The following is a 12,271-nucleotide window of genomic DNA, read 5'->3' as shown; positions in this document are numbered from 1 at the left end:
GGGCGGGGCGCGTGGATCGGGCTCAGTCTTCTCCGCCCACGGTGATGGCGAGGAACTGGCTGCCACCGCCCGGCGAGGGGTCGCGCGCCAACAGCATGACCACATCGCCCTTTTTGGCTTCGGCGGTGGCGCGGGCGAATTCGGCCGCACTCCCCACCGGGGTCCGGCCCACCTGAAGGATGATCAGGCCCGGACGCAGGCGTGGATCGTCCATCGCCAGTTGACGGCTGACGCCGGTGATGCGCACGCCCTCGCCCGCTTTGAGGCCCAGCCGTTGCCGGGTCGCGGCGTCGATGTTCGCCACCTGCACTCCAAGCTGATCGGACGCAGGCGCTTCGGGCGCCTCCGCATTGTCGGTATCGTCGTCGCCGCGGGCCGCCAAAGCGCCGGTATCGAGTTCCGACAGGGTCACTGTGAAGTCGCGGGGCTTGCCGTTGCGGATGACGGTGATCGTAGCCTTGCTGCCGGCGGGCAGCGGCCCCACCAACGGCGGCAGTTCTTCGCGGCTGTTGATCTTGTGCCCGTTGAAGGCGGTGATGACGTCGCCCGGCTCGATACCGGCCTTGGCCGCGCCGCTTCCATCCTGCACGCCAGCCACCAGCGCGCCACGGGTATCGGGCAGGTTCAAACCCTTGGCTTCCGCATCGGTGATTTCAGCCTGCATGCTCACGCCCAGCATCGAACGGCTCACCTTGCCGGTCTTCTTCAGCTGTTCGGCGGCGCTGACCGCAAGATCGATCGGTATGGCGAAACTGATGCCCATGTATCCGCCGGACGCGGAGAAAATCTGCGAATTGATGCCCACCACTTCGCCGCGCGTATTCAAAAGCGGACCACCGGAATTGCCCTGATTGATGGCCACGTCGGTCTGGATGAACTGCACGTACTGCTGGTTGGCGAAAGGATTCATGCGGCTGGTCGCACTGACCACGCCTGCCGTCACGGAGTGATCCAGGCCGAAGGGCGACCCGATCGCCACGACCCACTGGCCCGGCTTGAGCGTATTGGAATCGCCCAGCCGCAGGGACGGCAGGCTGGTCGCATTGATCTTCAGAAGCGCCACATCGTAGGCCTCATCGCTACCCACGACCTTGGCCTTGAACGAGCGGCGGTCGGAAAGCTTCACCGTCACCTCGTCCGCACCTTCCACCACATGATGGTTGGTCAACACATAACCATCCGGCGAAATGATGAAGCCGCTGCCCATCGAGGTGCCGCGGCGCTGCGGCTGTTGCGGTCCTTGCGGCCCACCGGGCATGCCCGGGCCGAAGAAGCGGCGGAAAATTTCCGGTATGTCTTCTTCGTCGGGCATCTGCTGCTGTTCGCGCGATACCTGGCGAGCGCCGACCTTGGCCTCGATATTCACCACGCCAGGACCCACCTGCTCCACCAGCTGGGTGAAATCCGGAAGTCCGGTGACGATTTGCGGGGCGCTGCTCTGCGCAATGGAGCTGACCGCAGCCGGAGCTGCGCCTTGCGCCGTGGCGGCCGGCTGCTGGGCGCAGGCAGCCAGCGGAGTAGTGAGGACCAACAGGCCGAACAAGCTCTTACGGACACTGGAATTCATCGAACGCATGCCTCGATAGGTATGGGTTGGGTTGAGTGGAAAACTTGCGGCCGACGTTGCATTGATTCGCAGCTGTCGTCGACTCGCGGCCGAGGTGCCGGCAACCTTGCTTCAGCGATCGCGCGGTGCGGTTTCTTCGGGCGGAGCGACCGGCGGAGTGACCGGCAAGCGGGGCTCGAAGGGGTAGAACGTCTGCGCGGCGCGGTCGGTCGAATAGTCGGCATTGAACGCGCCGCTGCCGGAGGAATACTGCGGCAGCACCGCGCGCGGCCACGGTCGGGCCGCCGGTGCGTTGATCTGCAGGTTCGAGAACGGATCGTGTGCAGCGCCGGCATTGGCGCCAGTGCCGGCCGGTGCCCTGGCCAGGGTATTGATCACAGGCAGCGCAGCCGCAGCCACCGCCCGGTCCGGCTGGGCATTACGCACAGCCGCGGCGTTGCGGGCAGTCTGCTGGTTGCGGGTCGCGCTGCGCCGCGCGTCGTTCTGGCGGCGGGGAATGCTGGCGACAGCGACACTGGCCGCGGTAACGGTAGCCGCCGTCTGCGGCGCAGGCGCGGGCGAAGCCGTGGACGGCGCGGCGGCCGGCGACTGATCGGCTACCGTAGGCGCCGCCTGCGAAGGAGCTTCATCGGGAACCTGCTGGCGCACCATGAACAGCGCGATGGCTGCCACGGAAGCCGCCAACGCGCCCCCGCCCCACTTGGCCAGGTTGCTGCGGACTCGCGGCGAAGCCGTGTTCGCGGCCGAGCGCGGAAGTTCGGCCGCTATGGCCGCAGAAATACGGTCGGCGAAACCGGCGGGGGCCGGGGCCTGCGCCTGTCCGCGCAAGGCATCGCCGCACAGCTGCCAGCGTTCCCAGCAACCGGTGAGTTCGGTGTCGTGTTCCATCCGGCGCAGCAGGAAGCGCGCCTGGTCGGGTGGCAGGTCGCCGTCCATCAGGGCGGAGAGCTGCTGGAAATAATGGTTGTCCATCTTGTCGGTAGTCATGAGCGTGCACGCTCCCGGGTAGCGCTTTCGGAATCGACCAAAGGCCGAAGTTCGGCATCGATGGCCTCACGGGCACGGAAGATGCGCGAGCGCACCGTGCCGATGGGGCAATCCATCTTCTGCGCGATTTCCTCGTAGCTCATTCCTTCCACTTCGCGCAGGGTGATGGCGGTACGCAGTTCCTCAGGCAAGGCATCCACCGCCTTCATCACCGTGCGCTCCAGCTCCTGGCGCATGAGTTCGCGTTCCGGCGTATCGGTGTCGCGCAAGCGGCTGCCGGTGTCGTACTGCTCGGCATCGCTGGCGTCGACGTCGTCGGTCGGCGGGCGGCGGTTATGGGCGACGAGATGGTTCTTGGCTGTATTCACTGCGATCCGGTGTAACCACGTATAGAACTGCGCATCGCCGCGGAAATTCCCCATCGCGCGATAAGCGCGCATGAAGGTGTCCTGGGCGACGTCCTGGCACTCGCTCCAGTCATGGATGTAGCGTCCGATCAGGGCGACTATCCGGTGCTGGTACTTGCGTACCAGCAGATCGAACGCCGCGCTGTCGCCACGCTGGACACGCCTGACCAGCTCGAGGTCCAACTCCTGTGGTGGAGCACTGTCCTTTGGGGTTTGTGTATCCACATCGGCCATGCCGGGCCGCACTCCTGTCGGCTCGGCTGATGACCGAGCACTGTGACCGCTATTGCGGAAAAAAGTTCAGAAGGCCACTTAAACGGCTTCCTTATCAAGGATTTAACCTTAAACGCCAAGTTCATGCCCATGCCGCCGGTCATGTCCCTTTCTATCAGTGGGGATTTGACGTGGGTTAAACAACCTCGGGATGATAGTCGTCTTACCCATACGCGAACGGATGGTTTGATCATGGCAGCAAGCTTCGATGGGCTCCGATTCAGTCATTGGCGGACGGAGTCGCGCGAGGACGGCATCGTTGTGCTCAGCCTCGATCGCCAGGGCGCGCCGGTCAATGCGCTGTCGCAGGACGTGCTGATCGAGCTGGGCGACCTGATCGAACGCATCGCCATCGACCCGCCCAAGGGCGTGGTGATCCGTTCGCTCAAACCGGCAGGCTTCATCGCCGGCGCGGATCTGAAGGAGTTCCAGGAGTTCGACCGCAAGGGCACAGTCAACGATGCGATCCGTCGCGGCCAGGCCGTGTTCCAGAAGCTGGCGGAACTGCCCTGCCCTACGGTTTCGGCCATCCATGGCCACTGCATGGGCGGCGGCACCGAAATTTCGCTGGCGTGCCGCTACCGGGTAGCTTCGAGCGATGCCTCCACGCGCATCGGCCTGCCGGAAGTGATGCTGGGCATCTTTCCGGGCTGGGGCGGCAGCGCGCGGCTGCCGCGCTTGGTCGGTGCGCCAGCAGCGATGGACCTGATGCTGACCGGACGCACGGTGTCCGCGCCGGCGGCACGCGCAATGGGGCTGATCGACAAGGTGGTGGAACCGGCTCTGTTGCTGGATGCGGCAGTCGCCATGGCGCAGAAAGGGACCGTCCGCCCGTTCAAACAGCGCTTCCTGGGGTGGATCAGCAACACTTGGCTGGCGCGGCAGATCCTGGCGCCGCAGATGGCCAAGCAGGTCGCCCGCAAGGCGCGCAAGGAACACTACCCCGCTCCGTACGCATTGATCGATACCTGGAAGCGCAGTGGCGGCGGCAGCATCCAGGCCCGCCTGGACGCGGAACGGCGCAGCGTGGTCAAGCTGGCCAGCACGCCGACCGCGCGCAATCTGGTGCGGATCTTCTTCCTGCAGGAGCGCCTGAAAAGCCAGGGGGGCAAGGATCATGGGATCAAGCACGTGCACGTGGTCGGTGCGGGGGTGATGGGCGGCGACATCGCCGCGTGGTCGGCCTACAAGGGCTTCGAGGTCACCCTGCAGGACCGAGAGCAGCGCTTCATCGACACCGCACTGACCCGGGCCACCGATCTGTTCAACAAGAGAGTGAAGGACGATGCGAAGCGTCCTGCGGTGGCGGCGCGGCTGAAAAGCGACCTGGCCGGCACGGGAGTGGCGGACGCGGACCTGGTGATCGAAGCGATCATCGAGAACCCGGAGGCCAAACGCGATCTGTACCAGAGCATCGAACCGCGCCTCAAAGCCGACGCGCTGCTGACCACCAACACTTCCTCCATTCCGCTGACCGAGCTGCGCGAACATATCCAGCGCCCTGCGCAATTCGCCGGCCTGCACTACTTCAATCCGGTCGCGCAGATGCCTTTGGTGGAGATCATCCGCCACGACGGCATGGCTCCGGAAACCGAAAAACGCCTGGCCGCTTTCTGCAAGGCGATCGACAAGCTGGCCGTGCCGGTAGCGGGCACACCGGGCTTCCTGGTCAACCGCGTGCTGTTCCCGTACATGCTGGAGGCGGTGACTGCCTATTCCGAAGGCGTCCCGGGCCCTGCAATCGACAAGGCCGCGGTGAAGTTCGGCATGCCGATGGGACCGATCGAACTGATCGACACGGTGGGATTGGATGTGGCTTCCGGCGTGGGCAAGGAACTGGCCCCGTTCCTGGGCCTGCCGATTCCCGCCGCGCTGTCCGCGCCGCCTGAGCCGGGCAAGCGCGGCAAGAAGGACGGTCAGGGACTCTACAAATGGGAAAACGGCAAGGCGGTGAAGCCTGAAGTGGCCAAGGACTATCAGGCGCCTTCCGATCTGGAAGACCGTCTGGTGCTGCCGCTGCTCAATGAGGCGGTCGCCTGCCTGCACGACGGCGTGGTCAGCGACTCCGACCTGCTGGATGCGGGCGTGATTTTCGGCACCGGCTTCGCGCCGTTCCGCGGCGGCCCCATCGAATACATCAAGGCCACCGGGGCCGACGCACTGGTCGAGAAGCTCAAGGTGCTGCAGGGCCGCTACGGCGACCGTTTCGCGCCGCGGCCGGGCTGGGATTCTCCGGTGCTGCGCGGTCCCGTCGTCTGATTGTGCGAGCGCCGATTGCCGCGCTTCGCTTTTATAATTCCAATCCCACTAGACGGATCTTCCGCATGTTCAATCTCAGCGCCCCGACCACGGGCATGTTCTTCCTTTCCCTGCTGTTCGGCGGTATCGGTGTGGCCGCAAGGCTCGGCTATATTCCGGCTTTGGCCGGGTATGCGTTCTGGATTCTGTGCGCGGGCCTGGTGACGTTATTGCTCGGGAATCTGTTCAAAGGACTCTAGCGCGCTGTCAAATGCGCCAAGCTCTGAAAACGGGGGCCTGCACCGCGATTCGCTCTGTACAGCCTGGTCGGCCCCCGTATCAAGTGCGGGACAGGCTCTACGCTGCCGACGCGATTGGATTCAATTCCCGCGCGTCGGGGACATAGCCCCGACCTACCGCCTACAAAAAAGCCCGGCGATGCCGGGCCTTTTTCATCGAAGCAAACAAGGCCCTACATCGTATGGGTGGGCTTGTCCGCGTTGAGCGTACCGGCCAGCAAGGTTTCGATCTTGCTCTTTATCGCTTCGCCTTCGCTGGTATCGGCGAACTGCACGCCGATGCCTGCCGTGCGGGCGCCCTGCGCGCCTACCGGAGTCACCCAGATGACCTTGCCGGCGACCGGCAGGCGTTCGCTGGAATCGGGAAGCGTAAGCAACAGGAATACTTCATCGCCGAGGAAGTAACGCTTCGGCGTAGGCACGAAGATGCCGCCGTTCTTCACGTACGGAATATAGGCGTTGTACAGCGCCGCCTTGTCCTTGACCGCCAAAGACAGGATGCCCTGCCGTCCACCGCCTGCCACTGCATTCATCCGCGTTCTCCTTTGGCTGCCCTGGCGCGGTCCGAACCACGCCAAGCCAAGAGCAAATCAATCATCGCAAGATCGCCGCGCACCGTGGTCCGCAACAGGTCGCGCGTACGGTTGGCGGCATCGAACCACGTCGCCAGCTTGTGCAATCGCGCCGGATCGGTCAAGCCGGCCTGCCCGGCCTGCGCCAGCACCAGGTCCGCGGCGTGGCTCAAGCGCAGCTCCGCCTGTTCGTCGGAAGACCAGCGCTGGGCGGTTTCGATGACCCCTATCTCGCCGCGCTCGAGCTTTTCCAGATCGCTGGCCACCGCCTTGCGCAGGGCCAGCCCGCCTTCACGCAGCCATTGATCGGCCAGCCCGGGGTGGCCGCGTGCCGCCTCCAGGGCCTCCTCCGCATGCTTGCCCGAATGCCCCTGGGCGATCAGCCAGGCCAGCGCCTCGTCGCCCGGCGGCAATTTGAATTCCAATCGTTGGCAGCGGCTGCGGATGGTCGCCGGCAAGCGCGCGGGCTGCGCGCTGATCAGCCACAGGTAGCGGCCCTCGGCGGGTTCTTCCAGGGTCTTCAACAACGCGTTGCAAGCGGCGCGGTTGATCGCATCGGCCGGGTCGACGATGGCCACCTGCGCCACGCCGTACTGCGGCGTCAGCGAAAGTTTCTGCGACAGTTCGCGCATCTGATCGATCACGATTTCCGTGCGCAGCTTGCTGCCGTCCTTGGTCGGGCCGAAAGACACCACATGCAGGTCCGGATGGGTGCCCGCGGAAATCAGCTGCGCGCTGCGCGCCTGCGTCGCGGCCTCGCCGCCGCCCAGCACATGCAGCGCCAGACGGTCGGCCACCGCGCGCTTGCCCAGGCCTTCGGGCCCGCAGATCAGCAATCCGTGGCCAAGACGGCCAGCTTCCAGCGCAGTCACCGCGTGGTCGTAGGCCCGCTGTTGCCAGGGAGAAAAAAGATCGCTCATGCCTGATTTTCGAGCCATCGCGCGACCGCCGCGGAAACCGCCGCGCCCACTTCAACGGGCGAGCGGCTGGCATCGATCACCCGGAACCTTTCGGGTTCGGCCGAGGCGCGCCTGCGGAAGCCTTCGCGCACGCGCTCGAAGAAATCGTCCTGCTCGCTTTCGATACGGTCGGGCCACAGGTCGCGCCCATTGGCGCGCGCCCGGCCTTCGCGCACGTCCAGATCCAGCAGCAGGGTCAGGCCGGGTTTCAGGCCCACCACTTTGCGCTCGAGCTCTTCCACCAACGCACGGTCCAGGCCGCGGCCATCGGCCTGGTAGGCATAGCTGGAATCGGTGAAACGGTCGCTGACCACGAATGCGCCGCGCTGCAGCGCCGGGCGTATCACTTCGCGCACGTGTTGCGCGCGCGCGGCGAACATCAGCAGCAGCTCCGTTTCCGGCGCCAGCGCTTCTTCGTGCGGGCTCAGCAGCAACTCGCGGATGCGCTCGGCCAATGGCGTGCCGCCCGGCTCGCGGGTCAGCACCGCTTCATGGCCGTGCGACTGCAGCAGGTCGCGGATCGCGATCAGGGCGCTGGTCTTGCCCGCACCCTCGCCGCCTTCCAGGCTGATCAGACGCGGATGTTTCAGCAGGGCTTCGGTCATTGCAGGGGTTCTTCTTCGGGCAGCGGCGGACGGCGCAGCTGCTGCAGGTATCGGGCGACGGCGGCGTTGTGCTCGCCCAGCGAGGCGGTGAAGACGTGGCTGCCGCTGCCATCGCCCAGGGCGACGAAGAACAGCGCGTCGCCGGGCGCCGGATTGACCGCGGCGCGCAACGCATCCATGCCCGGCATGGCGATCGGCGTGGGGGTCAGCCCCGTGCGGGTATAGGTGTTGTACGGCGTATCGGTGAGCAGATCGCGGCGCCGGATGTTGCCGTCGTAGCTGCTGCCTATGCCGTAGATGACGGTGGGGTCGGTCTGCAGCTTCATGCCCAGCTTCAACCGGCGCGCGAACACGCCGGCGATCTGCGGACGCTCGGAGGCAAGCCCGGTTTCCTTCTCGATGATCGAAGCCAGGATCAGCGCCTCTTCGGGCGACTTCAGCGGCAGATCGTCGGCGCGCGTCTTCCAGACTTCGGCCAGCGCCTTGTCCATGGCGTCGTAAGCGCGCTTGAGCACGTCCGCATCGCTGTCGCCGCGCGAGTACACGTAGGTTTCCGGCAGGAAGCGGCCTTCGGGGTGCTGGCCAGGGTGGCCCAGCAGTTTCATCAGCGCCGCGTCGTCGAGCTGGTTGGTTTCATGCAACAGTGGCGTGGCGGCGTTGATCGCCGCGCGCAACTGGCGGATGTTCCAGCCCTCCACAATCGTGATGCGGTAGTTGATGACCTTGCCGTCGCGCATGTTGAGCAACAGCGTGCTCGGGGTCATGCCGGGATCCAGCGCGTATTCGCCGACCTTCAGGCTGCCGGCCACATCCAGATGCCGCGCCAGCGCGCGCCATTCCAGGTCGTTGCCTTGTTCCACGCCTGCAGCGCGCAGCTTGCGCAGGACGCTGGGGAACGAATCGCCGGAAACGACCGTAACGCTGTCGCCGGCCTGCAATCCGGCGATGGGCTGGTCGCTGAAGCCGGTGTAGCGCTGCCACAGCCAGGCGCCGCACCCCGCAGCGACAGCCAGCAACAGGAATAAAGCGATGAGAACGACGCGGCAGCCGCGTTTGGATCCTGGGGACACGATTTCCTCGACTCTGGCGTGCGCGGGATTGGTTCTGGAGTATGTGGGGGCAGGATACCTTGCCTGCCATTCCCGTAGGAGCTGCGCAAGCTGCGACCGGAGCAACGGCCCGATGGGGTAGTTGCTACATGCGGCAAGATTTACGGTAGCAGCTTGCGCAGCTCCTACAAGGGGCCCAGGGCTTTCAGCACGCCGCGGGCTTTGGCGCGGGTTTCGTCCAGCTCGCGCTCGGGAATGGAATCGGCCACGATCCCCGCCCCGGTGCGGAATACGACATCGGTGCCACCCCCGGCGGAGGGGAACATCTCCGCGCTGCGGATCAGGATATTCAGATCCAGGTCGCCATCGCGATTGAGCCAGCCGAAGGCGCCGGTATAGGCGCCGCGCGCCTGGCCTTCCAGCTCGGCGATGATCTGCATGCAGCGCACCTTGGGGCAACCGGTGATGGTGCCGCCCGGGAAGACGGCGCGGATCACCTCGCCCGGCGTGGTGTCGCGGCGCAGGCGTCCGCGCACGTTGCTGACGATGTGATGCACGTGGGCGTAGCTTTCCACGCTCATCAGTTCATCCACCTGCACGCTACCCGGTTCGCAGACGCGGCCCAGATCGTTGCGTTCCAGATCGATCAGCATCACGTGCTCGGCGCGTTCTTTCGGGTGTCCGACCAGCTCGCGGATGCGTTCGGCATCATCGTCGCCTTCGAAGCGCGGCCGGGTGCCGGCGATGGGGCGCGTTTCGACCACGTCGCCGCGGATCGAGACCAGGCGTTCCGGCGATGAGCTGGCCACGGCCCAGTCGCCTGCCGCGAACAATCCGGCGAAGGGAGCGGGATTGGCGGTGCGCAGGCGCGCATAGAGCGCCGCCGGATCGAGCGGTCGATCGAAGCGCGCGCACCAGGCCCGCGACAGGTTGACCTGGAAGATGTCGCCGGCGGCGAGGTATCGGAGGATTCGTTGCACTCCTTCCAGGAACCGCTGCGGCTCGTCTTCGGCGATACCGCTGGGGCCTCGCCATGCGGGCATCGCGGCCTCGTCTCGCGAAGCGGAGACATCGGCGGCAATGAGGTCCAGCAACTCGGTGGCGCCGATTTCGGCCAGAGCCACGCATTCGCCGCTGGCGCGATCGCGAAGGATCGCGGCCGGGCAACGCAGCGCCAATGCGACCGGAATAGCGTCATCGCCTTTTGGCAGCGAAAGAACCGGCTCTATCTGGCCGGCGAGTTCGTAATTCAGCAATAGCGCCCAGCCGCCGCGGAACGGCCAGCGCGGTTCTTCGCGCGGAATCCGATTGGCACGCCAGTCGCCGTCAAGCGCAGCGAGGAAATCGCCCTCCATCGGCCGCCCATCGAGCGTGCTGGTCCGGCCCTGCGCGTCCAGCCGCAGACCGCTGCCATTGGCGACCAGCAGCAGATCCCAGCGCCCCTGCGCGGTGCCAGAGGCGACCGATTCCAACAGCATCGGATAACGTGCGGGCGCCAGCCGATGCAGGGCAAGCAGATCGGTGTCGGGAGGTAGTGCGCGGGATTCGATCACATTTCGCTCGTCATTCCCGCGAAGGCGGGAACCCAGTGACTTTCGCTCTCAAAGCATGACAGCAACAGCCAAGTCGCTGGGTTCCCGCCTTCGCGGGAATGACGAGCAATAATCAAATCCGCTTGAAAACCAGCGTGCCGTTAGTGCCGCCGAAACCGAACCCATTCGACATCGCCACATCGATCCTCTTTTCGCGCGCCACATTGGGCACGTAATCCAGATCGCAACCTTCGCCCGGATTTTCCAGGTTGATGGTCGGCGGAATCACGCCGCGGTCGATCGCCAGCACCGAGAAGATCGCTTCCACGCCGCCAGCGGCGCCGAGCAGGTGGCCGGTCATCGACTTGGTGGAGCTGACCATGGTCTTGTAGGCGTGGTCGCCGAATGCGCGCTTCATCGCCAGCGTCTCGGCCAAGTCGCCCAACGGCGTGGAGGTGCCGTGCGCGTTGAGGTATTCGACCTGGTCGGGATTGATCCTGGCGTCCTTCATCGCCATCGCCATGCAACGCGCCGGGCCTTCGCCGTTTTCGCTGGGGGCGGTCATGTGGAAGGCATCGGAACTGGCGCCGAAGCCGGCCAGTTCGCAGTAAATGCGCGCGCCGCGCGCCTTGGCGTGTTCGTACTCTTCGATGACCAGGATGCCGGCGCCGTCGCCCAGCACGAAGCCGTCGCGGTCGCGGTCCCACGGACGCGAGGCGGCGGCGGGGTCGTCGTTGCGGGTGGACATGGCCTTCATGGAACAGAACCCACCCACCGAGGTCGGCGAAGAACCGCGCTCGGCGCCGCCGGCGACCATCACGTCGGCATCGCCGTACTGGATCATGCGCATGGCCATGCCGATGGAATGGTTGGAAGTGGCGCAGGCCGAAACCGCCGAGAAGCTCGGACCCTTGATGCCCTTCATGATGCTCAACTGGCCCGGCAGCATGTTGATGATGGTGCTGGGGATGTAGAACGGGGAAATCTTGCGCGGGCCGCCCTCGATGTACTTGGCGGTCTGCTCTTCGATGCCGAGAATGCCGCCGATTCCTGCGCCGATGATCGCCCCGATGCGTTCGGCGTTTTCCTCGGTGACTTCCAGGCCCGAATCCTCCATCGCCATCAGCGAAGCGGCGATGCCGTAATGGATGAACGCATCCATCTTCTTCACGTCCTTGGGAGACATGTAGAGGGTCGGATCGAAATTGCGGATCTCGCCGGCGATGCGGGTGGTGAACAGAGAAGCATCGAAGGAAGTGATCGGGCCCAGGCCCGACCTGCTGTTGACGATGGCGTCCCAGCTGCTGGCCAGATCGTTGCCCAAGGGCGAAATCATGCCCATACCCGTGACTACTACGCGACGCTGGCTCATACGGTTCCTCTGATCTTTTTCCTGCACCCTACGCTGGCGCACTGAAACGCCACAAATGCGCGGGGCCGCATGCGCGGCCCCGGCACGACTCATCGATACTTCGAACTCACGCCTTGACGTGAGCCTTGACGTAGTCGATGGCTTGCTGCACCGAGGTGATCTTCTCGGCGTCTTCATCCGGGATTTCGCACTCGAACTCTTCTTCCAGCGCCATCACCAGCTCGACCGTGTCGAGCGAATCGGCGCCGAGGTCATCGACGAACGATGCGCTGGTGGTGACTTCTTCTTCTTTGACGCCAAGCTGTTCTACTACGATCTTCTTGACGCGTTCTTCGATGCTGCTCATTGGTTTTGGCTCCAGACGGAGTTGAGTGAACGGGGAGTAGTTTAGTGGAAACCGGCGATCCGGTG

Annotated in this window: 12 protein-coding genes; 2 read left to right on the top strand and 10 right to left on the bottom strand. The window is 65.0% G+C overall.

Translation table 11 applies throughout. The annotated features are described in order from the left end of the window. Positions 1–22: 22 nt before the first annotated feature. The 3 genes from CSC73_RS13255 to rpoE form a co-directional block, all read right to left on the bottom strand. Positions 23–1,567, bottom strand: a complete 1,545-nt coding sequence (locus tag CSC73_RS13255; RefSeq protein WP_163840961.1) for a Do family serine endopeptidase — start codon at positions 1,565–1,567, stop codon at positions 23–25. Positions 1,568–1,678: 111 nt separating this feature from the next. Next, complete coding sequence (locus tag CSC73_RS13250; RefSeq protein ID WP_163840959.1) at positions 1,679–2,554, bottom strand: sigma-E factor negative regulatory protein; 876 nt, start codon at positions 2,552–2,554, stop codon at positions 1,679–1,681. Continuing rightward, positions 2,551–3,195 (bottom strand): RNA polymerase sigma factor RpoE, encoded by a 645-nt coding sequence (gene rpoE / locus CSC73_RS13245; RefSeq protein WP_093279731.1) that lies wholly within the window; start codon positions 3,193–3,195, stop codon positions 2,551–2,553. The genes CSC73_RS13250 and rpoE overlap by 4 nt, the downstream gene beginning before the upstream one ends. 231 nt (positions 3,196–3,426) lie before the next feature. On the opposite strand from rpoE, the gene CSC73_RS13240 reads away from it, so the two are divergent. Next, the gene (locus CSC73_RS13240) at positions 3,427–5,493 is read left to right on the top strand and encodes a 3-hydroxyacyl-CoA dehydrogenase NAD-binding domain-containing protein (RefSeq protein ID WP_163840957.1); all 2,067 of its coding nucleotides are present in this window, start codon (positions 3,427–3,429) and stop codon (positions 5,491–5,493) included. Positions 5,494–5,558: 65 nt separating this feature from the next. Then, on the top strand, positions 5,559–5,732 hold the full coding sequence (locus CSC73_RS13235) for a hypothetical protein (RefSeq protein WP_163840956.1): 174 nt from the start codon (positions 5,559–5,561) through the stop codon (positions 5,730–5,732). 212 nt (positions 5,733–5,944) lie between these two features. Here the strand turns inward: CSC73_RS13235 and CSC73_RS13230 are convergent, their stop codons facing one another. The 7 genes from CSC73_RS13230 to acpP form a co-directional block, all read right to left on the bottom strand. Then, a complete protein-coding gene (locus CSC73_RS13230) occupies positions 5,945–6,304 on the bottom strand; it encodes a PilZ domain-containing protein (RefSeq protein WP_163840954.1) in 360 nt (119 codons plus the stop codon). Then, positions 6,301–7,263: a DNA polymerase III subunit delta' gene (locus CSC73_RS13225; RefSeq protein ID WP_163840952.1), complete on the bottom strand. Its 963-nt coding sequence runs from the start codon at positions 7,261–7,263 to the stop codon at positions 6,301–6,303. Before CSC73_RS13225 ends, CSC73_RS13230 begins: the two co-directional genes overlap by 4 nt. Then, positions 7,260–7,907, bottom strand: a complete 648-nt coding sequence (gene tmk, locus CSC73_RS13220; RefSeq protein ID WP_163840950.1) for a dTMP kinase — start codon at positions 7,905–7,907, stop codon at positions 7,260–7,262. The genes CSC73_RS13225 and tmk overlap by 4 nt, the downstream gene beginning before the upstream one ends. After that, complete coding sequence (mltG, locus tag CSC73_RS13215; RefSeq protein WP_425502316.1) at positions 7,904–8,980, bottom strand: endolytic transglycosylase MltG; 1,077 nt, start codon at positions 8,978–8,980, stop codon at positions 7,904–7,906. The genes tmk and mltG overlap by 4 nt, the downstream gene beginning before the upstream one ends. Positions 8,981–9,141: 161 nt before the next feature. Next, entirely contained in the window at positions 9,142–10,509 is a 1,368-nt protein-coding gene (locus CSC73_RS13210; RefSeq protein WP_163840946.1) for an aminodeoxychorismate synthase component I, read from the bottom strand. Between the two features lie 112 nt (positions 10,510–10,621). After that, positions 10,622–11,860: a beta-ketoacyl-ACP synthase II gene (gene fabF / locus CSC73_RS13205; protein ID WP_163840944.1), complete on the bottom strand. Its 1,239-nt coding sequence runs from the start codon at positions 11,858–11,860 to the stop codon at positions 10,622–10,624. 106 nt (positions 11,861–11,966) lie between these two features. Further along, positions 11,967–12,206 (bottom strand): acyl carrier protein, encoded by a 240-nt coding sequence (acpP, locus tag CSC73_RS13200; protein WP_093279723.1) that lies wholly within the window; start codon positions 12,204–12,206, stop codon positions 11,967–11,969. Positions 12,207–12,271: the final 65 nt, after the last annotated feature.

The organism is Pseudoxanthomonas sacheonensis (assembly GCF_010093305.1).
Taxonomy (GTDB): Bacteria; Pseudomonadota; Gammaproteobacteria; order Xanthomonadales; family Xanthomonadaceae; genus Pseudoxanthomonas_A; species Pseudoxanthomonas_A sacheonensis.
This window is presented reverse-complemented; position numbering and strand designations above follow the sequence as displayed.